Origin of the sequence: Parabacteroides goldsteinii (assembly GCF_020091425.1) — a bacterium.
GTDB lineage: Bacteria > Bacteroidota > Bacteroidia > Bacteroidales > Tannerellaceae > Parabacteroides > Parabacteroides goldsteinii.
Window position 1 is genome coordinate 1746557 of the sequence record NZ_CP081906.1, and the last position, 25321, is coordinate 1771877.

The window sequence follows — 25321 nt, forward strand, 5'->3', positions numbered from 1 at the left end:
TTTTACCTTTGCGCCCTGTAAAGAGAGAAACTCTATTAGAATCTTCGTTCTGATCATGATGCTAGTTCGGAAAGGGAAGACAGATAGCAGGAGTTGTAATTAATTTATTGCGTTAATAAAAAAAGAAGATAGCAATGTCTAAAATTTGTCAAATTACCGGAAAGAAAGCAATGGTTGGCAACAACGTTTCTCACTCTAAGAGAAGAACGAAACGTAAGTTTGATGTTAACCTGTTTACTAAAAAGTTCTACTGGGTAGAACAGGATTGTTGGGTTAGCCTGAATATTTCAGCCGCAGGTTTGCGTACTATCAATAAGCTGGGCTTAGATGCAGCAATTAAAAAAGCAGCTGAAAAAGGTTATTTAAACGCTTAATTTGGAGGAAAATAAGAAATGGCAAAGAAAGCAAAAGGTAACAGAGTTCAGGTAATCATGGAATGTACTGAACACAAAGAAAGTGGTATGCCGGGTACATCCAGATACATCACTACTAAGAATAGAAAAAATACTACTCAGAGATTGGAGTTGATGAAATACAACCCGATCCTGAAGAAGATGACTTTACACAAAGAAATTAAGTAATAGGAGATTTTAAACGATGGCAAAAAAAGCAGTTGCAACATTTAAGAAAGGTGACGGTCGTACTTACTCAAAAGTAATTAAGATGGTTAAGTCTCCGAAGACTGGTGCTTACATCTTCCAGGAAGAAATGATTCCTAATGAAGCTGTAAAAGATTATTTCGCAAAATAATCTTTCCTAATAAAGATATAGAAAAGAGGTTCTTCGATATGAAGGGCCTCTTTTTTTTGTTCTTTCCTTTCTGCTGAAAAGAACATAAAAGATAGCCTCACTAATCAAATATTTTTTTACTTTTGTATGGGCGTTTGTGATATGCTCTGACTATATTGTCAAATAATAAAATTAATAATATAAACAATTAAGAACCATGAGATTTGATGTATCCAGCACTGCGCTGTTATCCCGTTTGCAGTCTATCAGCAAAGTTATTGCGTCTAAGAACTCTTTACCGATCCTCGACAGCTTCCTGTTCGACCTTGATGGTAATAAACTGACTATAACAGCTTCGGATGCTGAAACACGTCTGGTTACTTCTGTTGAGGTGATGAATTCAAAAGGTACCGGACTTTTCGCTGTTTCTGCCAAGATCCTGCTCGATCCGTTGAAGGAACTGCCGGAACAACCGCTTACTTTTGATATCAATGACGAAAACCTGGAGATCTTTATCCATTTCCAGAACGGTAAATATAATTTTATCGGACAGAAAGGGGATACTTATCCACTCCAAAAGCCGTTGAATGATAATGCAATTGCAATCATTGTGGATTCACAAATGTTGCTGAACGGCATCAGCCGCTCGCTTTTCGCAACTGCCGACGACGAACTTCGTCCGGTGATGAACGGTATCTATTTTGATATCCATACGGACGATTTGACGTTTGTCGCATCAGACGGACATAAGCTGGTTCGTTTGCGTAATCTTTCAGTAAAATCACCGGAAAGAGCTTCTTTCATTTTGCCTAAAAAGCCGGCTAACCTACTGAAGAACCTGCTGGGTAAGGAAACAGAAATGGTTAATATCAAGTTTGATGATAACAATGCTTATGTGAACTGTGCGAACTTTGAAATGGTTTGCCGTCTGATCGAAGGCCGTTATCCGAATTATAACAGCGTTATTCCACAGGAAAATCCGTTTAAGGTTACTATTGACCGCATCTCTTTCCTGAATGCGTTGAAACGTGTATCTGTTTTCTCTAATCCGGCAAGCAGCCTGGTTAAATTGCAGTTGAAGGAAAGTGAAATGGTGGTTTCCGCACAGGATATCGACTTCTCCACTTCTGCTGAAGAAAAGATTGTTTGCCAGTTTGACGGAACAGAATTGAATATCGGTTTCAAGGCAACTTATCTGATTGAAATATTAAGTAACATCAATTCGGAAGAAGTAATTCTCGAATTGGCAGACCCCTCACGTGCCGGCTTAATTGTTCCTGCTGAAAACGAAGAGAACGAGGACCAGCTGATGCTGCTTATGCCAATGATGTTGAATGACTAATAAATAAGAAATGCAATTAAACCTGAAAAACCCGATAGTCTTCTTCGACCTGGAGACTACGGGTATAAATATAGTAAAAGACCGTATCGTTGAAATCTCTTTTGTGAAAGTTCACCCTAACGGCAAGGAAGAATCAAAGACGAGACGGATCAATCCGGAAATGCCCATTCCACCGGAGTCGACAGCGATTCACGGTATTACGGACGAAGATGTAAAAGATTGCCCGACCTTTAAAGAAATAGCCAAATCGCTGGCGGCACAGATTGAAGGCTGTGATCTGGCCGGATATAATTCCAACCGTTTTGATATCCCTCTGCTGGCAGAAGAATTCCTTCGTGCCGGGGTAGATATTGATTTGAACAAACGTAAATTTGTCGATGTGCAGACCATTTTTCATAAGATGGAGCAACGTACATTATCGGCTGCCTATAAGTTTTATTGTGACAAAAGCCTCGAAAATGCTCACACGGCAGAGGCCGATACAATGGCGACTTATGAGATTCTGAAAGCTCAGTTAGACCGTTATCCGGACGATTTGCAGAATGATATCGACTTCTTATCCAAATATTCCAGTTTTACTAACAATGTCGATTTTGCCGGTCGTATGATCTACAATGAAGATGGTAAAGAGGTCATTAACTTTGGTAAATACAAGGGAAAGTTGGTGGAAGAAGTTCTGAAAACAGACCCCGGATATTATTCCTGGATTATGAATGGAGACTTCCCGCTGAATACGAAGAAGATTCTTACCGAAATCAAATTGAGAGGTTTTAATTCGAAATAACGCAATGAATAACTTTGAGTTTGCTAATCCTGTAAAAGTTGTATTCGGGAAAGGTACAATTGCACGTTTATCAGCCTTGATTCCTGCCGGAAGTAGAGTGTTAATGGTCTATGGAGGCGGAAGTATTAAGAAAAACGGAATCTATGACCAGGTGACAAATGCATTGAACGGTTTTGAAGTGACTGAATTTTCAGGAATCGAAGCCAATCCGCATTATGAAACCTGCATGAAAGCCGTTGATGTCGTTAAAGAGAAAAATATTGATTTCCTGCTGGCAGTAGGAGGCGGTTCGGTTATAGATGCCACCAAGTTCATTGCCGCAGCTTATTATTATGAAGGCGAACCTTGGGATATTTTATCCAAAGGCGGTGTGATTAAGAAAGCATTGCCACTGGGTGTCGTATTGACATTATCGGCTACCGGTTCCGAAATGAATGAGCGTTCTGTTATTTCACGTGCCGAAACCCGTGAGAAACTGAATTTTGCATCTCCGTTGGTATTTCCGCAGTTTGCAATACTTGATCCGGAAGTAACTTATTCATTACCGGCGAGACAGGTAGCCAATGGTGTTGTCGATTCATTTATTCATGTCGTAGAGCAATATCTTACTTATCCGGTTAATGCCAAGGTACAGGATGCTTTTTCCGAAGGACTGATGAAAGTGATCTATGAGGAAGGTCTCAAGGTGTTGGATAATCCGCATGATTATGATATCCGTGCCAATCTGATGTGGGCCGCTACCAATGCTTTGAACGTATGGATCGGACAAGGGGTTCCTCAGGATTGGTCGTCTCACCGTATGGGATATGCACTGACTGCCCAATTCGGCCTGGACCATGCACAGACGTTGGCAATACTTTTGCCGGGCGTTATGACATATATGTTTAAGGAGAAACAAGTAAAACTGGCCCGTATGGGTGAAGTAGTTTTCGGTATAACCGGCGGAACGGAAGAAGAACGTGCCCGTCAAACAATCACGGCCTGCGAAGATTTTTTCCGCCGGATGGGGTTGAATACCCGTTTGAGTGAATGTGGCATTACAGAAAACGACTTGGATGCATTGGCTGCTCCTGTGGATAAACAAGGCTGGCATCTGGGTGAACATCACAATATTGACAGTAAGGTAACGCGCGATATCTTATTGTTGCGTTTATAAGGAAAAAGATACATCCGGGAGGAAAATTAATTCCATCCGGGAGAAAGTCAAATTTCTCCCGGATGAAACTAAAATCCCTTTCGGATGAATATTTATTTGAATGAATAAGAATGATGCTGAAAGGTAAACATATCATATTAGGAATTACAGGAAGTATAGCTGCTTATAAAGCTGCTTATATTATCCGTGCATTGGTAAAGAAAGGTGCCGAGGTACAGGTTGTAATAACACCTGCTGGGAAAGAGTTTATTACACCGATAACACTCTCTGCCTTAAGTAGTAATCCCGTTATCAGTGAGTTTTTCTCTAACCGCGACGGCTCGTGGCACAGCCATGTCGATTTGGGACTGTGGGCAGATGCCATGCTGATTGCTCCGGCAACAGCGTCGACAATCGGCAAGATGGCTAATGGAATAGCCGATAACATGCTGGTGACAACTTACCTGTCTTGCAAAGCACCCGTTTTCATCGCTCCGGCAATGGACCTGGATATGTTTGCCCATCCTTCTACACAACAGAATCTGGACCGTCTCCGTTCATTCGGAAACCATATCATCGAACCAGCTGAAGGTGAATTGGCAAGCCATCTGGTAGGTAAAGGCAGGATGGAGGAACCGGACAAGATTATAGCTGTTCTGGAAGAGTTTTTCGCTTCCCGCACCGTCCTTGAAAAAAAAAAGATTGTAATAACAGCCGGTCCGACGTACGAAAAGATTGATCCCGTACGTTTTATAGGTAACTATTCTTCCGGGAAGATGGGATTTGCACTGGCAGAGGCCTGTGCACAGCAAGGGGCCGAAGTTACATTGATAGCCGGCCCGGTATCGTTGACGACCACGCATCCGAATATACAACGGATTGATGTGGAATCTGCCGAAGAAATGTATCAGGCGGCCATGACGGCTTTTCCCGAAGCGGATGCCGGTATATTATGTGCGGCTGTAGCCGATTATCGTCCGGAGATACAAGCAGACGAAAAGATCAAACGCGAAAGTAAAGGGGAAATGATGCTTCACCTGGTTCCGAACAAAGATATTGCTGCCTCCTTAGGGGCAATTAAACAGGAAGGACAGGTTCTGGTCGGTTTTGCTTTGGAGACAAATAACGAAGCAACGAATGCCGAAAGCAAATTGAAGCGGAAAAATCTCGATTTCATCGTGTTGAACTCGCTTCGTGACGCAGGTGCTGGTTTCCGTTGTGATACCAATAAGATATCCATTATCGACCGTCAGGGAGAAACAACCGGTTATCCGTTGAAATCAAAACAAGGGGTAGCTGTTGATATCGTAAATAAGTTGGCAACATTATTGAAATGAAAATGATTAAAAGACTGTTATTCCTGTTCCTGTTGGGAACTACATCCTTTATCGGTTATGCGCAAGATAGAGCAAACGAGTTTAATGCCCAGGTCAAAATCAACAGTGATAAGATCCAGGGGACTAATAAGCAGGTATATACTACTTTGCAGGACGCTTTGACTCAGTTTATCAATACCCGGAAATGGACGGATGCAACCTTTGGTATCAACGAACGGATTGACTGTACTTTTAATATCATTATCAACGAGGCTACTGATAACAGTTATAAGGCTGAATTGCAGATTCAGGCTAGTCGTCCGGTGTACAACTCAAGTTATGTAACGACTTTGCTGAATTTCCGTGATACACAACTAGACTTTGATTACACAGAGTTCGAACAGTTGGAATATACGGAGAATACGTTAAACAGTAACCTGATCGCTACTGTTGTTTTCTATTTATATACGATTCTGGGACTCGATTTCGACAGCTTTTCACCTAGAGGCGGAACAGCTTTTTTCCAACAAGCGCAACAGGTTGTCACCCTGGCGCAGTCTCAAATGTCGTGGAACGGTTGGAAAGCCTTTGACAGTGACCGTAACCGGCACGCAATAGCAACAGCATTGAATGAAAATGCTTCGGAAGGATATCGTGACATGTGGTACAATTACCATCGGAAAGGTCTCGATGAAATGGCTGCTAATGTGGATCGCGGACGTACTACGATCTTGTCTTTATTGCCGACATTGGAGGAATTGAAGAAAACCCGTCCGACATCTGTCCTGTTACAAATGTTTGCCGATTCCAAATTGGATGAAGTTGTTGCCATATATTCCAAAGCAACTACGACCGAAAAGCAGGAAGGATACAAAATGCTTTCCAACCTCTATCCGGCAATGACAACTCGTTTGGAGCCACTTAAAAAGTAAAAGAGAATTATGCTGAGATCTTTATTCATACAGAATTTTGTCTTAATAGATAGTCTGGATATTCGGTTTGATAACGGCTTTTCGGTGATAACCGGTGAAACGGGAGCCGGGAAGTCTATTATTTTAGGGGCTTTGTCGTTGGTATTGGGCCAACGGGCCGACGGGAAAAGTATCAAGAGCGGTTCGGATAAATGTGTGATCGAAGCAACATTTGATGTTTCCAAATATCAACTGGAAGAATTTTTTCATGTGAATGATCTGGAGTATGATCCGGAAATATGTATTCTTCGCAGGGAACTGTTTGCATCCGGCAAGTCGCGTGCTTTCGTTAACGATTCACCTGTGCCGCTTACCGTCATGAAGGAACTGGGAAGCCGACTGATCGATATACATTCGCAACATCAGAACCTGTTGCTCGGAGATAATCGCTTCCAGATGAAGGTAATCGATGTAATGGCGGAAAACGAAATCCTTCTGATCCTGTATCGTAAAGAATACCAGCGTTATCTCTCTTTGAAACGGGAGTTGAAAGATTTGACGGAGAAGGCTGACCAGAATCGGCAGGAAGAGGATTATATCCGTTTCCAACTGGAACAACTGACGGATGCTCATCTGGTTGCCGGTGAACAGGAAGAACTGGAGCAGGAGTTGGAGACATTGTCGCATGCCGAAGATATTAAAGGATCCTTATATAAAATAACAGAATTGTTGAATGGCGAAGAGCAGGGAAGCGTACAGCTTATCAAAGAGGCCCTTTCGACCGCCGATTCGTTGGAAAGGTTTTATCCAAAAGCCAGGGAGATTGCCGAACGTCTGCGTTCTGCCTATATTGATCTGAACGACCTGGCTTCAGAAACCGATGTTCTTAAAGAAGATGTCGAGTTCAATCCTGAACGTCTCGAATGGGTGAACGAACGCCTGAACACTTTGTACACATTGGAACAGAAACACCGGGTTCCGACAGTGGAAGAGTTGATTGCCATTCAGGATAAATATACGGAACAGCTACATGATATAGACTCTTTCGACGAGCAGATCGAGGGGATAAAAGCCCAGTTGGAAATATCATATCAGGAATTACTTCAGCAGGCCGCTGTTTTGAGTGAGCAACGTAAGATCGCCTCCAAAGCTATTGCCTCTCAACTGGTAAAAATGGTTATTCCGCTGGGGATGCCGAATGTGAGGTTTGCCATCGATTTTGTTACCCGTCCGGAGCCGGAAAGCGATGGAATGGACGATATTCGTTTCCTTTTCTCTGCCAATAAGAGTGGCGAACTGCAACCGGTTGCCCAAACTGCTTCCGGTGGTGAAATATCCCGTCTTATGTTATGCATTAAGGCAATGATTGCCGGCTTCACTGCTCTTCCCGCTATTATTTTTGATGAAGTGGATACAGGAGTTTCCGGTGATATCGCCGATAAAATGGGGGATATTATGCAGGATCTGGGTACAAAGATGCAAGTGATAACCATTACTCATTTGCCACAGATTGCTGCAAAGGGCAAAGATCATTTCTTTGTCTATAAGGAAGATACAACGGAACGTACGATAACCCGCATTAAGAAATTGAATAAAGAAGAACGTGTTAAAGAGGTTGCCCGCATGTTGAGCGGTGCGTCACTAACCGGCGCTTCGATAGCCAATGCAAAAGAGTTATTGAAAACTAAACGCTGATATGTCTATTAAACCTTTTATATTTAGAACGGTCATAGATGTAATTACTAACTAAAAATGAACAGTCATGAAACGGATTAGCTTTATATGTTTGTTGATTTTATTGTGCAGTTTGCCGGGACAAGCTCAGTTTTGGATCAGTTTTGGTTGGAATGAGCCACATTGCCAGAGTTGTCTCTGGATGGAACAGGCCATGCGTCTGAATGGAAGACAGGCTGCCGATTATCATAATATCGTACATAAGTACGGTCAGAGAATAGAAAAGGAAGCCCGTAAGCATTACCGCTATTGGGACCAGTCTGCCAAGAAGATATTTAATCTGCGTATGGAACGTGACCGTAAGTTACAACGAGTTCTTTCTCCTTCGCAATTCCGTCTGTATGTTCGTTTTGTTCGCGAACGTCCGCAGCGTATCCATGATTATCAGGGATGGTATAATAACCCTCACTATCCGAATTATCGTCCTTCCGATATTTGCTGGCGTTATGAAGACCATTACTGGCATAATCAATGGGAATATTCAAACGGACGATGGCATGGACGTTTTGATGACGGCAAGTGGTATCGGGGTAAATACGATCGTCCCGGTCATCATGATAACGGACAGTGGCGTCCGGACAACCATAATCGTCCCAATAATAACCAGCATTTCAATAAACCGTCCAGACCGGGAAATGATCGGTACGATAAGGATAAAAGACCGGACAACCGGAGAGATCGTGACCGCGATAGAGACAGGAAAGACAAAGACAGAAAAGAAAAGGATAAAAAGGAAAAAGACAATAAACGGCAGGAAAGTAAACGCTCTGAAGTTTACCGCAGAAGCTGAAAATTACTGATTGAACTTTCCGGAACATGAGTTTGTTCCTAGTATAAAGAATAAACTCATGTTCACGCATTTTCTAAATATTCTGGCTACGGTTATTAGCGTGGTAAGCCTGCTGATCGTTACTTACGGGGCACTGGTCGCTTTTATCTCTTTTCTCGGAAACGAACTCAAGCGATTTACCGGACAATATTCAACAGTCAATATCCGTCGGCTGCGAGCGGAATTAGGTACTTATTTATTATTGGGATTGGAGTTGCTGATCGCTTCAGATATTCTTAAAACCGTCTTGGAACCCAGTTTGGACGAACTGGCTATCCTTGGCGGTATTGTTGTTTTAAGGACTATCCTTTCCGTTTTTCTGAATAAGGAGATTAAAGAGTTGGATAGTGAAAAGGAGGCTTCATGAACTGTCAGGATTAGGATATGTCGTTAAAAATCGTACTTTTGCATTTTAGTAAAAGTAGACGGATGTTCAGAGTCAATAAGCGGATATTATTATTTATAGCAGGTTGCGTATGGATTATAGCCGGAGTCAATATTCTCCGGATAGGAATTCTTACGTGGATGCATGATGCCCACTATTCGGTGTTAAAGGTGGGAGAAGCAGTTATTGTGTTTCTGTTATTCCTTAATTTTGTATTTTTACGTTTGTTCAGAAAGCATAGCCGTCGTATTGCCCAAAAAGGAGAAAAGAATTGTCCTTTCTCTTTCTTTGATGCCAAAGGTTGGATTGTGATGATTTTTATGATCACTTTAGGAGTGGGAATCCGTCATTCCCGTTTATTGCCGGACTCTTTTATTTCCGTTTTTTATACAGGTTTGTCATCTGCACTGATTATAACAGGAGTATTATTTCTTATTCAAGGGAAAAAACAACAATAAAGAAAATTGTTTTGTTTCAAATTAATAAGAATCTGTGATAAAAGTAATGTAAAACATGTTTTTCAATTGTTTATTGCCGATTTTGTTATTATATTTGTTACTAAACTTTTGTCGGATAGAAATATGAAAACTTTCTGTTTCTTATTATTGGTTTGTATAACAAATATTCTTGCTTCGTTTACTTTTTTGCGAAGTGAAAAGATTTTATTGCATACCGATCATTCTGATTACAGACAGGGAGATACTATTTCTTTTTCCGGAACCTTACTGGAAGCGACTGCTTTAGAACCCTCAACTTATAGTAAATATGTTTATATAGAATTAATAAATAGGGAAGATTCTGTTTTGTGCCGACAGAAATATAAGTGTGACTCCGCTTGTTTTAAGGGAGAGTTATTTCTGGAAACAGATTTGCCTTCCGGTAATTATTATCTGCGTGCTTATACTCGTTTGATGCAAAATTTTTCTCCAACAGCTTTTACCCTAATAACAATACCGGTCGATAACCTATCGACTACCCGGTATAGCGGTAACATTCCCAGCCATGTTTATTTTTACCCTGAAGGCGGTCATTTGTTATCCGGCAGTTTACAAAATGTAGCTTTTGAAGTAAAAGATGAAAATGGATTGCCGGTACAAACAACAGCTTCTCTGTGCAAAGGCTCGTCTGATACGGTTTATTCCAATTTGGTTACAGATAGCTATGGGATCGGTTCTTTTTCTTTTATTCCTGATTCTTTGTCTTTATATTATATCCGGATAGGGGCACATCGTTTTCCTTGTCCGCCTGTAACCTCAGTACCTGTGTTGCAATTAAATCAGAACAGGGAACGAATTTGTTATAATATACTTTTCTCCGATGATGATACCGATACCTACTCTTTTATGCTTTTCCACAGGGGAGCGGTCTGTTTGCAACAAAAGATCGATACAGCACATAGAAGTGGTGTTATTCCGTTTACAGATTATACGTCGGGGTTGATAGCCGGTATCTTATTGGACAAAAAGAACCGGGTGGTTTCAGAAACATTAATTTATTATGATTCCCGGCGCAGTTCTGCCAATCAATTTACAACAGAAGAAAAGGCAGCATTACTTAACAGTGATTTGTCCCGACCCATTCCTGATCTGGCACTTTGTATGGACTCAACGAATAAATTGAGGACATATTTGCTAACCAGAAAATGGGGACGCTTTATGTGGCAGGATATATTGCAGGATTCTTATGATTATCTTTATAAACCGGAGGATGTATTGGCTTTATCAGGATATGTTGAAACAGAATCCGGTCGCCCTCTTAAAAAAGGACATCTGATTGCCATTAATAATGATAAAGGCTTTACTTATGATGCAGATATTCTAAATGGACGTTTTGTTATCGGCGTTGATGATTTTAAAGAAGGAGAGAGTTTCTTTTTGCAAGCCTATAAAGAGAAAGGGAAAAGTTATGATTATAAGATAATAATGGATAATGATACTTTTCCGGGTGTGGTAAATTTGTATAAAGAATTTTCTATGGGCATAAAGGAGCCTGCTTCTTCTGCCTATATTGATTCTTTTTCAATCTACCATCTGCCTTCTATCACTGTTACGGCTCGTATAAAGGAAGACATTCCCTCTACAAAAGAGTTTTATGGCGTAAATTATTGGGGTGAAAAAGAATTTGAAAATCCACCGTATCCTAACATAATTCCTTACCTGGAACGAATGATCGGATTTGAAATATGTGAGATTCAGCAGGGAGAAGATGAAAAAATGTCTGTAAATGAAAAATATGAGATACGAACGACGCGGGGAGCGGCTTTAATTGGTAATTCAATTACCCGGAATGGGAATACGTTGGTTGTTTTGCTTGACGGATACGTAGTCGATACAACCTGGGCTTTGGAATCTCTGCATCCTGCGGATATTCGTTCTATCGAAAGACTTACACCGGCACAGGCATTACGGTATACCTCCTTAGGCTTTGCCGGAGCGATTCTTATTCGAACAAAAGGCAATGATAAAGTAGAGCCAAAGTCTAAAGGGCTGATATATGCCCCGGGTGGGTTGTCTGATATATAGCTTGTTTTTATCCGCTTGCCATAATCAGATGACTGCTGGTTGATATAATATTCTTATCTTTGCAGTAAAATAAGCATAGATTGTAGTTGTATAGTGGTTATATATTTGCAATTTATATAATAAACTGCTGATAATAAGGAATATGAAGGAAAACGAAATGGTATTCGGCATACGTGCCGTAATCGAGGCTATCCAGGCCGATAAGGAAATAGATAAAATACTTGTTAAGCGCGAGTTGCAGGGAGAACTTTCCCGTGAATTGTTCGAGGTGCTGAAAGGACGCGATATTCCTGTACAGCGTGTACCGGCCGAACGTCTTGATCGCCTGACCCGGAAGAATCATCAGGGAGTGATTGCCTTTATTCCGGCTGTTACTTATCAGCGTCTGGAAGATATTATTCCTTTCGTTTATGAACAGGGAAAGAATCCTTTCATCGTACTTTTGGACGGCATAACCGATGTCCGTAATTTCGGAGCAATTGCCCGTACCTGCGAATGTGCCGGTGTGGATGCCATTGTTATTCCGGCCAAAGGAAGCGTGACAGTGAATGCGGATGCCATCAAAACATCTGCCGGAGCGTTACATGTATTGCCTGTTTGTAAAGAGAAAAGCATTGAAGAATCCATTCGTTTTTTACAGGCTAGCGGAGTCAAGGTCTATGCAGCCAGCGAAAAAGCTTATGAGAACTATACTTCTATCAAATATGACGGTCCGGTTGCTATCGTAATGGGAGCAGAGGATAAAGGAGTTTCTATGGATAACCTGCGAATCTGCGACAGCATGGTGAAAATACCGCAGTTCGGAACGATCGGTTCCCTGAACGTCTCGGTAGCCAGCTCCATCCTGATTTATGAGGTTGTCCGCCAGCGTATGAATGAAGAACAAAACAACTAAAAAGATAAACACAATGAAAAAAGTTATTGCGACAACAAATGCACCGGCCGCCATCGGTCCTTACAGCCAGGCTGTACAAGTAGGAAATATGCTTTTCGCTTCCGGACAGCTGGGTATCGATCCGGCAACCGGTAATTTCGTAGAAGGAGCTGTAAAGGAACAGACAGCTCAGGCTTTCAAGAATGTGAAGGCTATCCTGACAGAAGCCGGTCTTGATATCAGCGACGTAGTCAAAACTACTGTATTTCTTGCTGATATGGGTGATTTCGGAGCGATGAACGAAGTATACGCCTCTCAGTTTGAAGGTGCTTTTCCAGCACGTTCGGCTGTTGCTGTAAAGACTTTGCCGAAGAATGGTTTGGTAGAGATTGAAGTGATCGCTGTAAAGGCTTGATAATCACTATCAAAAAAATAAGGGACTTTTGAAGTTAAAAGTCAGGACTTTCGTTTTTAAAAGTCCTGTCTTAACATTTCAAAAGTCCCTTATTTTTTTCAGGTAAGTCCGTATCTTTATTCTTGAGTCAGTGACAAACCTACTATTTTGAAACAGGAATCGCAATCACCTTCGATGAAATCGACTGTTTTTGTTCCGGCCGGCAAAGCGGGGAAGTGCAGTTTAAAGGAATATTCACCTGATTCCGGCATTGTGAAGCGTTCGTCCGGTGTGATGCCGTCTGCTGATGTTAGCGGATAATGAGTACCGTCTTCTGTTTTCAGGAAAGTGTCCTTGCCGATACTTACCCAATATCCGGGAGAATTAAAGGCTTTCATATGGAAAATCGTTTCAGAACCGGTCAACTCTATTCTGTTGATCTCTACAGTTTCCGTATTGCTTGATTTTTCAATAGGAAAATCAACAATGGTCGTGTTCCCTTCCTTTTTCACAGACATAACACGGTCTGATTTGTTTACCCATTTGTTTAGCTTACGTTTAAGTAATCCTTTTCCGTATCCGCTCCAGCTATGCAGAATGATCCCTTCCGGTGAGATAATGACGTAATGAGGTATTCCTCTTACATTATATTTAGCTGCCAGTCCGCTCATTCCTCCAAAATCATTCAGGTTTACCCATGACATATCTTTCGTTTTAGAAATCTCTTTCCATCCTTTTTCTGTGTCTGTGCTCAGACTTATGACAGTTACTTTGTCTTTCCATGTTTCGGATATTTCTTTCATTTCCGGCAAAGCCATCATACAAGGACCACAACCGCGGCTCCAAAAATCGACCAGGAGATATTTACCTTTATAGTCGGCCAGATGATGAATATTGCCTTGCAGGTCGTAAAGGTCGGTATCCGCCATTTCATCGCCTTCTTTCACTGTAACGGGAGGATAAAGACATACCGTGATTTCCTTACCAGCCTGAGAGTTTTTCTCATTATCGGATAACTTGTTGTATAAAGCAATCAAATCTTCCTTATAAGGATAGTTCTCCATGTATTTACTTTGCTTGCATTGGCCTAGCAATTTATCCATCCAGACTGTTCCTTTAGGAGTTTGCTGCATTATTTCGATTTCTTTTTGGGAGGAGATCAGTCGTAATGAATCCGTTTTTTTCTGAAGTTCTTTCATTTCATTCCTGATCGCATTCTTTTCTTCTTCGGAAGGATTGCCCGTCCTTCCTTTGGAGAACAAATCCATTAACTGTATATATATTTCCTGTTCTTTACTACATTCTTCCCGGCAAGCGTCGGCATACCGGTTTAAATCCTGCTGTTCCTGGATATCGGCCGATACATTCCATGTCCTGATAAGTTTATTATTACCGGTAACGGTTGTCTCTTTGCCGGGAGCCACCCATACATCCAGCCAGGTGTTTGGAAACCCTTTGTCATGGCTGGAGACCATTAATGTTTCGGGAGCATTGTCGACGGTTTCACCTTTGAAGGTAAAACATTCATTGATGACCGTATCCTGAGCGATCTGGCTCATGACTTGTCCGTCACTACGATAAAGGACAATCTGAATACTGTCTTCCAGTCCGGAGATTTTGCCTTTTATCGTGAATTCGTTTTGTGCTTGTGCAGATATAACGAATATAAGCGATATACCTGCTAAAAGTGCTTTTACCATATTTATATGAATTAAGTAAATGCAATATTACGATTTTTTCGTAATTAACAAGCAGGATAGGTGAAATATTATTGTTTACCGGCCGAATAATTTAGTAAGCAGGTCTTTTTTTCCTATTTTTTGTAACGCCTGGGTTATCTGCCTGCGAAATTCCGGTTTATACCAGAAGAAGAATTGCCGTTGTGCCAGTTTCTGTTCTTTTGTACGGGCTGTATATACTTTTTCTAATGTATAAGGATGATAACCTGTGTAATATATCTCCGTAGCCAGTGTCATGGGTGTAGGAGTGAAGTCCTGTACCTGTTCCAGTTGGAAATGCAGTTTCTTGGTCTCGATAGCCAGTTTTGCCATATCTTCTTCCGTACAGCCGGGATGGCTGGAAATGAAGTATGGAATTAATTGTTGGTTAAGTCCCTGCTGCTTGTTGATACGGTCGAATATTTTTTTGAATTGTCCGAATTGATCGAAAGAAGGTTTACGCATCATTTTCAGAACATTGTCTTCCGTATGTTCGGGAGCCACTTTCAGACGGCCCGATACATGCCGGGCGATCAACTCTTCCGTGTAGCTCTGAGCTGACTTATTTACGATTTCATCGTCGTAACGGTGCAACAGCAGATCATAACGTACGCCGCTACCGATAAATGAGCGTTTGATCTGTGGCATACTGTCTACTGCCTTATAAATGTCCAGCAACGGAGTATGGTCCGCATTCAGATTTTTACAGATGACAGGAGAGATGCAGGACGGTTTTTTACATTTGGCACAAATACTCTGATCTTTGCCTTTCATCCGGTACATATTGGCGGAAGGACCTCCCAAATCACTCAGGTATCCTTTGAAATCTGGCATTTCCGTGATAGCCTTTACTTCTTTCAGGATAGACTCTTTGCTCCGGGAAGCGATGAACTTTCCCTGGTGGGCGGAGATTGTACAGAAAGCACAGCCACCAAAGCATCCCCGGTGCATATTTACTGAAAACTTGATCATCTCGAATGCTGGTATGACTTTTCCCTTATATTTGGGATGCGGCAAGCGGGTGTAAGGCAGATCGAACGAAGCATCTACTTCGGCTTCCGTCATGGGCGGGAAAGGCGGGTTGACCACAATAGTCTGCTTTCCAACCTGCTGGAGAATACGCGATGCATTATATTTGTTCGATTCTTCTTCGATATGACGGAAGTTTTTAGCCTGTTTTAATTTATCGCGAAGACATTCTTCATGTGAAAAAAGTACGATGTCATCGGGCTTTTTCTCTTCCTTTCCTGTCAGATAAACTGTTTGGCGAATATCTTTTAATGAATTAAAAGATTCTCCGGCCTTCAGGCGGGTAACCAATTCCTTCATGGGAAGTTCCCCCATACCGTAGATCAGAAGATCAGCCGGACTGTCTGCCAGAATACCCGGCCGGAGTCTGTCCTGCCAGTAATCATAATGAGACAGCCTGCGTAAAGAAGCCTCGATTCCACCGAGTACGACCGGTACGTCGGGATAAAGTTCTTTCAGTATTTTGGTATAGACAATGCTGGGATAATCCGGGCGCATTCCTGCCCGGCGATCCGGAGTATAGGCATCATCGCTACGTAACCGCTTATTGGCCGTATAATGATTGATCATCGAATCCATCGCTCCGGGTGAGACTCCGAAGAAGAGGCGGGGAGTTCCCAGTTTCTTAAAATCACGATAATCACCGCGCCAGTCCGGCTGCGGAACAATAGCCACCCGCAGTCCCAAGGCTTCCAAAGTACGTCCGATAACGGCAGCACCAAACGAAGGATGATCCACATAGGCATCCCCACTGAAAAGAATTACATCTATATAATCCCATCCACGCGCTTCAACTTCTTTCTTGGTGGTGGGCAACCATGCTTCAGGTCTGAATGTTTTCATGGTGCAAAGGTAATGTTTACTAACCAAACTTTCCCCAATTCTGTTGAACAAAACGATTAAACACAGAGACACACCATTATCTGTACTACAGGCAATGTCTTCCACTTACCTTACCGTTTGGTAAGGTGTTCGGGTTATGATTGAGATAGTTTCTTAATCGCCTTTTTGATATTATTAGGAATTAGTTTCTCATCATCCTTATCTAAATGAAAAGCATGGTAAACATTTTCACTTTCTCTTTTAAATTCGATGTATTGATTATATTTCGTATCATAAAAATATAATGTTCTTAAGTCTTCACCTAACGCTTTTTTTAATAAGATACCAGCTTCACCCTTGCTACACATTAATACAGATACTTTTTCTCCTTTGTTTGAAGGGTGTGCCCCTTTACCTAGTTCACCATGTTTGGGATTTAAGTGAAATGTTCTTTGGGGCATCCGATTGATTTCAAACCATTCAGCTATAGGCTTAATTTCTGCCATCCTAACGTCAATGTCAAAATTTTCATCATCACATTTTGTCTTAATCCTGTCTTCTGAACAAGAAAACGCTTCTTTATTTATCAACAGAAACGTACTTTTATCATCCGCATCTTTTTTACGTTTTGTCAATTCGCAGAGAGTATCATCTTTTATTTCCATATGATAATAATAATACTTTTCTGTATCACTTTGTTTTCTATCATTCCGCCAGTTTTCTCCCCATTGTTTCATCATTACACGAAAACGAGTTTTCATATTAGGATAACAATCTTCGGCTATTTCTAATGGATACAAAAATGCCTGTATATTCTTTCCATCATAATAACCATCATAATTCTCATTTTGAAAGAAATGAATTATTTCATTCAGGCAGTCAACTGTTTTACTGATCTCTTTCAAAGGTATTATATCTACGGATTTTATGTAATGTGGTTTCTCCTTCACCTCTTCAAAAGAAGGAAACATTATAAAAAGTTCACTATGTTCCATTTTAGAATCCAGTCAAAGTTTTCAAATCAATATCTATCTGGTCAAAAAAGCCTTTTGGCGGACGTTTGATATGACCATTCTTAGAAATCTCTAATGGATAAGAAACAGCAACATGCTGATGTTCTTCTCTGTTGAAATAATAAATGGATAATTGCTCTGGTGTAATCAACCTATTATTTACAGCCACAAGGCTGCCATTAATGATATGGTCACTATGTGACTCTAAGATGATTTGTATACCATTGGCAACAGCTTTTGCCATTAACTCCATCAGTATAGCTTGGCCTTTAGGATGGATATGGGCTTCCGGGTTTTCTATAAGAATGATAGAATCCTTACCGGCACTAAGTATAGCGATTAAAATAGGCAGCACATAGGTAACGCCAAAACCTGTATTTAGTGCAGTTATATCTTCAGTAATTGTATTTTCTTCTCGATTGAACTTGTATTTCAATTTAAAGTCTTCACCCGACTGCTCGATATTAATCTTTATATTGGGGGAAATCATACGTAACCATCGCTCTACTTGTATGACTAATCTAAAATCCGGCGTTATATCATTTTCATCTGTTATGGCCAACTCCTTGATAGGAATATCCATATTTCTATATTGCTCTAAAAAATGAACAGCATATTCACACTGTCCCATAATTTTGGAAATCTGTTTCTTGCTGACCACCAAAGATGTGTCTCGATTATAACTTTTCTGAGGACCAAACCGGAAGGCACTCAAATACTGGAAATACTCATTGAATAAAGAATACTTCGACAGGACGTTCTTATCAGTTATATTGCCTTCCGTACCCGGTAATAACGTATCCATGATATTATCCGGATAATTAAATACATATGCCAAATCATCCTGCTGCGAGAACTTCAATTTTATCTTCAATGAATGTTCATCGGATGATTGGCAAGCCAGCTCTCCGGATATTCCGGCATCGCACAAATCACCTTTCAGGTTGAGACCGATGTCTAAATCATTCATTAGAAATGATTGACGCAATAAAGTCAATGCCTGTATAATAGTTGATTTTCCCATCCCGTTCATGCCTGTTAGGATAGTCAGTCCCTTTATATCGAGCTGTGTTTGTTTATGCAGTTTAAAGTTATGTATATTTAAGTTTGTAATCATGATTCTATTATTTTTCTAATTAACTCTTTTACTCGTGTAAAGCGTAACTCAACACTATGCTTTTTGCCTGTGCCTGTGGAGATTGCAAAGTTAAATGATTTGTCGTTAAATAGTTTCATCATTCCTTCTTTGAATATATCCGCGTTGTCTATTAATTTAGACCTCTCTTCATCTGTCAACCAAGCTATATTTACACTCAACGTATCATATACAGCTTTAGAAATAGGTTTTCTGGGATCCTTCTCATTGAGTCGTTTTCTAAACGAATCATCACCGAAAATTTGATAGCAGCATGCCATTGACTTATCAAAAGCTTGCCGTATGGATTCTCTTTGCTCCAGATTCATTCTGTTCAGTTCACCCATTTTATCGTTTAGGAAAGCATCCAATTCTCCATTGTATTCGTTATAACCAATAAAGAAAGCTACAAAGCGATTGGCAAAATCACGGTCTCCCATTCTTTTGGATTTTACCGAATGTTTGGTCGCTTTTATAAAAGAATCCATTTCAGCCAAATCCTTTATAAATGAAGCTGCATACCCTTGATTTAAAGCATGACGCATTTCTTGTTGAGTTAAAGGTTCTCCTGCGGTGTTTACACGTTGAAATATAATAAACTTTACATCGTTAGGTGTAGTCTTGCGAAGTATATTCATTGTTATCTTTAATGCTTTTATACGCCTTATATCGGGACGTTCCAGTTCTGAATAGGTTTTCCCTTCAAAATTTTTTAAAAATTGTAAATTTTGTAAAGTCAAAGGATTTTCGTCTTTGGGTTTTAGAATAAAATCACGGATTGCACACAAACGCTGCAAGCCATCAATTACAGACAACTTTTTAGTTACAGAATCCTCACTGAAATAGAAAGATGGCAAAGGCAATCCTAATAAAATGGATTCTATTAACCTACTTTTCTTTGTGTTATCCCACACATCGGTTGCACGCTGAAAATCCGGCTGAAGTTCTATTTCTTCATTCTCCAACTGTTCTATAACGGAACCAAGATTGACTGTAGCAATATCTACATCAATATCATCGGGCTTAAATGGCTTGGTTATAACATCAGCATCCATTTCACCATTTATGTCCTCTTTCTCTACCCCATCAATATCTGATTGATTTGGAGCAATATCTTCCTTGTTTTCCATATTTTACGTTTTTATTTCAACTTCATTACAACATCACTCAACTTCGCATAGTTCACCACCACGCCATCGTCAAGATCAAAAGGAATAGCTTGTTCGGCTACTATTGCGAGGCGGTCATGATATTCGCGGCATTCTGCGAGTTTCTTGCGGTGGGCAACCATGCCTCCGGTTTGAATGTTTTCATTTGACAAAGATAATAATTTCATTTGACAATTATGAAATACTGTTTCAAACGAAAGAAAAGGCAATGAGGTATAACTTTTGTTTATAGCGGATAGTATTTAATGATTGGCACATGAAAAATCAATCTCTTATCTTTGTTGTCGAAAAAAACAGCATTGCATTGCAAACATTATCAGCTAGATAAGTGTTCTTTTAGCAAACATAATTATTTTAAAAACAATACAGTTTGAAAGCATTAACAGACGAAAAGCTCACTATCGTAGGTGCAGCAGGTATGATCGGTTCTAACATGGCCCAGACAGCTTTAATGATGGGGTTAACTTCTAATATTTGTCTTTACGACCCTTTTGCTCCGGCTTTGGAAGGTGTTGCAGAAGAAATGTTCCAGTCCGGATTTGAATATGCAAACATAACTTTTACATCTGATATCAGCGAAGCGCTGAGAGGTGCCAAATATGTTGTTTCATCCGGTGGTGCAGCCCGTAAAGCCGGTATGACCCGTGAGGACTTATTGAAAGGTAATGCTGAGATTGCTGCTCAGTTCGGAAAGGATCTCCGTGCTTATTGTCCGGATGTAAAACATGTGGTAGTTATTTTTAATCCGGCCGATATTACCGGATTGATCACATTGCTGTATTCCGGATTGAAACCTTCCCAGGTAAGTACTTTGGCTGCACTTGACAGCACCCGTCTGCAAACAGCTTTGGCGCAGCACTTCGGAATCCGTCAGAACCTGGTAAAAGGTTGTCGTACTTATGGAGGTCATGGCGAACAGATGGCTGTTTTTGCTTCTACTGCAACTGTCGATGGTAAACCGTTATTGGATTTGATCGGTACTCCGGAACTGACAGATGAACAATGGGAGGACTTGAAAGTGAAAGTTATACAGGGGGGAAAACGTATCATCGAACTTCGCGGTCGTTCTTCTTTCCAGAGTCCGTCTTACCTGTCAATCGAAATGATCCGTGCCGCTATGGGTGGCGAAGCATTCCGCTGGCCTGCCGGAACATATGTTCACTCCGGTAAATTCGACCATATCATGATGGCTATGGAAACAGAAATCACTAAAGACGGTATTTTCTATAAAGAAGTAGAAGGAACACCGAAAGAAAATGCAGAACTGGCAGAAAGTTATGTTCATCTGAGCAAACTGCGTGATGAAGTGATCAGCATGGGTATTATTCCTGAAATCCATCTGTGGCATACATTGAATCCGCACATGAAATAAGCCGTTTCTTATATGTTATATACGAAGAAGGGAGCGACCGTTAATCGGCACTCCCTTTCTTTCTTTCTTTGTAATTTTATTTATAATGTTCTTTCCGGATACAGGGCATCCCACCATTCTGGTTCATCTTTCAGCCATTTGGCAAACCAGGCAAAGATCGTGTTCTGCCATTCCAGGCGTTTCTTATAATCAGCTACACCGTGGTTTTCTCCGTCAACCTGGATAAATTCCACTGTCTTGCCGAGTAGTTTCAATGCCAGGAACATCTGGATACTTTCGCCAACCGGGACATTTGTATCGGCATTGCCATGCAACAGCAATAACGGAGTTTTGATCTTGTCAGCGTTGAACAACGGACTGTGTTTAGTGAAGAACTCGGGGTTATTCCAGGGATAAGTTCCGGTATTGGCTACCGAACAGTAACCATATCCCCAATATCCTTCTCCCCAATAACTGCTCAATGCACTGATACCGGCATGGCTGACAGCAGCAGCAAATAAATCGGTGCGGGTTTGCAGATATTGTGTCATAAACCCTCCGTAGCTGGCACCTGCACAACCGATCTTTTTAGGGTTTACGAAGGAATGTTCTTTACAGAACAATTCTGTGCCGCGAATAATTTCATCGGCAGTCGGTTCTCCCCAGGCATTTACGTGGCGGGCAGCAAATTCTTGTCCGAATCCGGTTGTTCCGCTGGGATTGAGCGTATAGACTACATATCCCTGGGCGGCATACATATGCATGGAGTAACTGAATTCCAAAGCACGGTTCGTCGGCGAAGTTCCTCCATAGTAATAGACGATCATCGGGTATTTTTTGTCCGGATCGAAATTGGGCGGCAGGTAATAACGTCCCTGTATGGTTGTTCCGTCTTCTGCCGTAAAGTTCCAGTCATGAACTTCTCCAAGTTTAACATCTTTCAGTTTTTCAGCAGACAGGTCGTAGATCAGACGGTTCTTTCCACTTTTCAGGTCGTAAGCATACAAACGGTTTGCGTTTGAAGTACTTTGTCCGTAATAATACATTACCGGAGCTGTTTCTGCCAATGAGTAATTATAAACTACATCTTCAGAAGTATTGATCTGTTTGATTTTCCCGTTTGCCGGATTACAGGTATAGATACGCAGATAGTCCTGGTCTTCCGTCATCATATAAATCTGACCGTCGTATTTGTTCCAGAGTGCACCAGTTACATTCGGATTGAAATCCTTGGTTAGTGCCGTTGCTTTCCGGGTAGCCGGATCATACAGGAACAACTGGCCGTCGTATGTATTTGAGATTTGTCCTTCCCTGATATTTAAACCGATTCCACCGAAAGCATTTCCCGATCCGCTAACCAGTAATTGTTTTCCGTCGGGAGAGAAAGTTCCGCCGTTCACATATTTGGCATGTTCCCAAAGGGTATCGACCGCCATCGTTTGCAAGTCGAGTTTGTATAACGAGTTGCTGGAATGAGGTAGAGATGTATAATCCGTTTCACTGGTACTGAACAACAGGTAACGGCTATCCGGGCTGACATCATTAATATATGTACTGTTATGTCCGAATGTCAGTTGTTCGTATAGTCCGGATTGCAGATCGTAGCGCCAAATGAAATAACGGTTACGGAATCCCGGCAGACGGTCGTTCGGTTCGAGGATACGGAGCATGTCAGGGCCATCCTTCGGACCTTCCTCCTGTATGGTGAAGAGGAGTGTTTTTTCATCCGGGGTAAAGTTGAAGCTACCTTCCGGCAGGTTATCTGCCAGTATCTCTTCTTGCATGTTGGCCGGATCGACTGTCACCAGTTCCTTTCCATTCATGCCGGTACGGGTGAAATACATTTTATTACTGGTCGGCATCCAGCTGGCACTCATGATAAATCCTTTATCCTGCAAAAGGATACGTCCGCTGGCGGCTTCACGCAATTGAGCGTATGATTCGCTTTTACCACCTTCCAGGCGTGTATAATATTTCACTAATACATATTTGCCGTTGGGAGACAGGCTGACACCACGAAAGTTTGTTCCTTCCAGAATATCCCGTGAGGTATATCTTTTATCCGGATTAAGTGAAGCAACGACTTTCGCTTCTTCCTTACTTTTATAGATTGCCTTTAATGTAGGCGGACAGGTATCGCTGTCGGCTGTCAGGTATTTCACAACCACTTCATACCGGTGCGGTTCCATTGTCAGTTCAGAAGTTGCACTCACCGGTTTGTTATTTACATACACATCGAAAGAACCGGGTCCGGAAACTTCTAAAGTTCCTTTGGTATAACGGTCACTGTTCAGATAAAAGGAGAAAAGATGCAGGGCATATCCTTTTTCCGGAGCCTGGAAACTGATCATTCCAGCTGTATCTGCATCCAGAATGGTCGCGTTGGCGAATGCTTTGTCGAAAGGGACTGTCGATTTCAACAGATTTTTGATCTCGAAAGGTTTTCCGTTTACATTCAGGCTGTCTGCCATGATCGGTTTATTAACCGGAACAGGACCGGTATGCAGAAATTGCATCACTTTTATATCTTCTGCTGCCTGTAGAGTAAAGGCGGAGAGAAGTAATGCAGAAAGTAAATAGGTACATTTATTCATGTTATCTTGTATTAATTAATAGCGAATTCCGCTGACCATATAAAGTTCGTCGGTATCTTCCATTGCCTCGATATGAAAATAAGGTTCCATCAAGGCGGCAACTTCCCTGGTTGTAGGCAGACCGAACGATATTTTGTTAGCTTGTTTATTGTGATGTCCGTTTATGTTTTCCCTCCCTTCGCTGTGACAGATCACAAGTTCGCCTCCCGGGATAAGTAATTTAGCCAGATGGCCGATTACCTTATCCGGATGTTCGAAATGAGGAAAAACACTATAGGCAATAATAAAATCGAACTGTTCGTCTTTCAGTTCCATAACATCCATGCAACGGAAATCGACTATCGGGGTAGCATATTTGTTTTGTGCTGCTTCAATCATCCGTGGCGAAATGTCTATTCCTGTGATATGGGCTGGCGAATAAGTTAACAGATACTGTTCGAGTACACCAGTTCCGCATCCGACATCCAATATGCGAAGTCCTTTATGCAGAGTGGTCTGTTCCAGTATCTGATTGATTTTTTCTGGTGCATGATAGCAAAGTTCGTCCCAGCGATCTGCTAATGCATCAAAGAAACCGGCTATAACATTCATGGTAATTGTCCCTCCCATACAAAACAATCGGTGAATTGCTCTTTGAACTGAGTCGGTGCTTCGAACAATCCGAATACGGAGGAACCTGACCCCGACATAGAAGCGTAGACAGCTCCTGCCTGATAGAGTGTTTCTTTGATCCGGCCGATAACCGGATGTTTGCTGAAGACGCTCTTTTCGAAATCATTTATCATTAAGTTTTTCCATTCGGAGACCGGTTTGTTTATAATCTCTTTTAGTGAGATTGCCGGAACTTTTGGGGTGACTAATGAATAGGCTTCCGGAGTGGAAACGGCAACATCCGGTTTTATCAGGCAGAAATGATAGCTTTTTAATGATAATTCGACTGGTTCGAATATATTCCCTGTTCCGGTAGCGAATACCGGTGTATTGCGGATAAAGAACGGACAGTCAGCACCGATGGAAGCTGCAATTTTTTCCAGTTCGTCTGCGTGGATATCCAGTTTGCAGAAATCATTCAGCAGTTTCAGCATGAAAGCGGCATCAGCCGATCCTCCACCCAGTCCGGCTCCGAAAGGGATCGCTTTAAGGAGATGGATTTCCAGAGACGGTATTTCATATTGTGTTTTCAGCAGGTTCAGTGCTTTTATCACAAGGTTTTTTTCCATGGGAGCATCCACCTGTATTCCTGTCTGGGTGAAAGATAGTTTTTCTGCATTCACTATTTCAAGTGCATCTTTCACAGGGATAGGATAGAATACAGTCTCGATGTTATGATAACCGTCTGTCCGTTTACTAACAACGTTTAGTCCCAGGTTTATTTTGGCATTAGGAAAACAAATCATAGAATAGATCCTTTAAATTATGTTTTTTAGACAAACGTAGGCAAAATAATTAGGATAAACAAACGTAACGTATAGCTTGTATAATCGAAGCTGTCATAAATCTAAAGAAAAGAACTTATTTATTTTTCAATTAAATAG

At 41.3% G+C, this 25321-nt stretch carries 25 protein-coding genes; 16 read left to right on the forward strand and 9 right to left on the reverse strand.

Going from position 1 to position 25321, the window contains the following annotated elements:
• The first annotated feature begins 134 nt into the window (after window positions 1-134).
• From rpmB to K6V26_RS08265, 15 genes are all read left to right on the forward strand, one after another.
• The gene (rpmB, locus tag K6V26_RS08195; protein ID WP_005638129.1) at window positions 135-374 is read left to right on the forward strand and encodes a 50S ribosomal protein L28; all 240 of its coding nucleotides are present in this window, start codon (window positions 135-137) and stop codon (window positions 372-374) included.
• Window positions 375-392: 18 nt separating this feature from the next.
• Window positions 393-581 (forward strand): 50S ribosomal protein L33, encoded by a 189-nt coding sequence (rpmG, locus tag K6V26_RS08200; protein ID WP_007657199.1) that lies wholly within the window; start codon window positions 393-395, stop codon window positions 579-581.
• 16 nt (window positions 582-597) lie between these two features.
• Complete coding sequence (locus tag K6V26_RS08205) at window positions 598-750, forward strand: DUF4295 domain-containing protein (protein WP_005638125.1); 153 nt, start codon at window positions 598-600, stop codon at window positions 748-750.
• Window positions 751-946: 196 nt separating this feature from the next.
• Window positions 947-2071, forward strand: a complete 1125-nt coding sequence (gene dnaN / locus K6V26_RS08210) for a DNA polymerase III subunit beta (protein ID WP_007657184.1) — start codon at window positions 947-949, stop codon at window positions 2069-2071.
• A 10-nt stretch (window positions 2072-2081) separates the two neighbouring features.
• The gene (locus K6V26_RS08215) at window positions 2082-2855 is read left to right on the forward strand and encodes a 3'-5' exonuclease (protein WP_007657182.1); all 774 of its coding nucleotides are present in this window, start codon (window positions 2082-2084) and stop codon (window positions 2853-2855) included.
• 4 nt (window positions 2856-2859) lie between these two features.
• Complete coding sequence (locus tag K6V26_RS08220; protein WP_007657181.1) at window positions 2860-4011, forward strand: iron-containing alcohol dehydrogenase; 1152 nt, start codon at window positions 2860-2862, stop codon at window positions 4009-4011.
• Between the two features lie 113 nt (window positions 4012-4124).
• A complete protein-coding gene (gene coaBC, locus K6V26_RS08225) occupies window positions 4125-5327 on the forward strand; it encodes a bifunctional phosphopantothenoylcysteine decarboxylase/phosphopantothenate--cysteine ligase CoaBC (RefSeq protein WP_224265819.1) in 1203 nt (400 codons plus the stop codon).
• The gene (gene porD, locus K6V26_RS08230; protein ID WP_046147001.1) at window positions 5324-6238 is read left to right on the forward strand and encodes a type IX secretion system protein PorD; all 915 of its coding nucleotides are present in this window, start codon (window positions 5324-5326) and stop codon (window positions 6236-6238) included. Before coaBC ends, porD begins: the two co-directional genes overlap by 4 nt.
• Window positions 6239-6247: 9 nt before the next feature.
• Window positions 6248-7912, forward strand: coding sequence for a DNA repair protein RecN (gene recN / locus K6V26_RS08235; protein WP_224265072.1), 1665 nt, complete (start codon window positions 6248-6250; stop codon window positions 7910-7912).
• A 67-nt stretch (window positions 7913-7979) separates the two neighbouring features.
• Window positions 7980-8741, forward strand: a complete 762-nt coding sequence (locus K6V26_RS08240; RefSeq protein ID WP_007657177.1) for a hypothetical protein — start codon at window positions 7980-7982, stop codon at window positions 8739-8741.
• 58 nt (window positions 8742-8799) lie between these two features.
• Entirely contained in the window at window positions 8800-9147 is a 348-nt protein-coding gene (locus K6V26_RS08245) for a DUF1622 domain-containing protein (RefSeq protein WP_007657176.1), read from the forward strand.
• A gap of 62 nt (window positions 9148-9209) precedes the next feature.
• The gene (locus tag K6V26_RS08250) at window positions 9210-9623 is read left to right on the forward strand and encodes a hypothetical protein (protein ID WP_129698148.1); all 414 of its coding nucleotides are present in this window, start codon (window positions 9210-9212) and stop codon (window positions 9621-9623) included.
• 123 nt (window positions 9624-9746) lie between these two features.
• Window positions 9747-11687, forward strand: a complete 1941-nt coding sequence (locus K6V26_RS08255; protein ID WP_224265073.1) for a hypothetical protein — start codon at window positions 9747-9749, stop codon at window positions 11685-11687.
• A gap of 142 nt (window positions 11688-11829) precedes the next feature.
• Window positions 11830-12582 (forward strand): 23S rRNA (guanosine(2251)-2'-O)-methyltransferase RlmB, encoded by a 753-nt coding sequence (rlmB, locus tag K6V26_RS08260; protein WP_007656237.1) that lies wholly within the window; start codon window positions 11830-11832, stop codon window positions 12580-12582.
• 13 nt (window positions 12583-12595) lie between these two features.
• Window positions 12596-12976 carry a RidA family protein gene (locus tag K6V26_RS08265; RefSeq protein ID WP_195439136.1) on the forward strand — a complete coding sequence of 127 codons (381 nt, stop codon included), beginning with the start codon at window positions 12596-12598 and terminating at the stop codon, window positions 12974-12976.
• 116 nt (window positions 12977-13092) lie between these two features.
• Here K6V26_RS08265 and K6V26_RS08270 read toward each other — a convergent pair whose 3' ends face one another.
• From K6V26_RS08270 to K6V26_RS08295, 6 genes are all read right to left on the reverse strand, one after another.
• A complete protein-coding gene (locus K6V26_RS08270) occupies window positions 13093-14655 on the reverse strand; it encodes a TlpA family protein disulfide reductase (protein ID WP_224265074.1) in 1563 nt (520 codons plus the stop codon).
• Window positions 14656-14730: 75 nt separating this feature from the next.
• Window positions 14731-16545, reverse strand: coding sequence for a YgiQ family radical SAM protein (locus K6V26_RS08275; RefSeq protein ID WP_224265075.1), 1815 nt, complete (start codon window positions 16543-16545; stop codon window positions 14731-14733).
• Window positions 16546-16679: 134 nt separating this feature from the next.
• Window positions 16680-17519 (reverse strand): hypothetical protein, encoded by an 840-nt coding sequence (locus K6V26_RS08280; protein WP_224265076.1) that lies wholly within the window; start codon window positions 17517-17519, stop codon window positions 16680-16682.
• A 1-nt stretch (window position 17520) separates the two neighbouring features.
• Entirely contained in the window at window positions 17521-18654 is a 1134-nt protein-coding gene (locus K6V26_RS08285) for an AAA family ATPase (protein WP_224265077.1), read from the reverse strand.
• The gene (locus tag K6V26_RS08290) at window positions 18651-19802 is read right to left on the reverse strand and encodes a DUF262 domain-containing protein (RefSeq protein WP_224265078.1); all 1152 of its coding nucleotides are present in this window, start codon (window positions 19800-19802) and stop codon (window positions 18651-18653) included. The genes K6V26_RS08285 and K6V26_RS08290 overlap by 4 nt, the downstream gene beginning before the upstream one ends.
• Window positions 19803-19813: 11 nt before the next feature.
• The gene (locus K6V26_RS08295; RefSeq protein WP_224265079.1) at window positions 19814-20008 is read right to left on the reverse strand and encodes a BREX-1 system adenine-specific DNA-methyltransferase PglX; all 195 of its coding nucleotides are present in this window, start codon (window positions 20006-20008) and stop codon (window positions 19814-19816) included.
• A gap of 203 nt (window positions 20009-20211) precedes the next feature.
• Here K6V26_RS08295 and K6V26_RS08300 point away from each other — a divergent pair, with 203 nt between their 5' ends.
• A complete protein-coding gene (locus K6V26_RS08300; RefSeq protein WP_010803268.1) occupies window positions 20212-21213 on the forward strand; it encodes a malate dehydrogenase in 1002 nt (333 codons plus the stop codon).
• Window positions 21214-21293: 80 nt separating this feature from the next.
• Here the strand turns inward: K6V26_RS08300 and K6V26_RS08305 are convergent, their stop codons facing one another.
• The 3 genes from K6V26_RS08305 to ispE are packed head-to-tail and all read right to left on the reverse strand — an operon-like array spanning window position 21294 to window position 25183.
• Window positions 21294-23786, reverse strand: a complete 2493-nt coding sequence (locus K6V26_RS08305; protein ID WP_224265080.1) for a S9 family peptidase — start codon at window positions 23784-23786, stop codon at window positions 21294-21296.
• A gap of 15 nt (window positions 23787-23801) precedes the next feature.
• Window positions 23802-24395 (reverse strand): class I SAM-dependent methyltransferase, encoded by a 594-nt coding sequence (locus tag K6V26_RS08310; RefSeq protein WP_224265081.1) that lies wholly within the window; start codon window positions 24393-24395, stop codon window positions 23802-23804.
• Entirely contained in the window at window positions 24374-25183 is an 810-nt protein-coding gene (gene ispE, locus K6V26_RS08315; RefSeq protein WP_224265082.1) for a 4-(cytidine 5'-diphospho)-2-C-methyl-D-erythritol kinase, read from the reverse strand. Before ispE ends, K6V26_RS08310 begins: the two co-directional genes overlap by 22 nt.
• Between the last annotated feature and the right edge of the window lie 138 nt (window positions 25184-25321).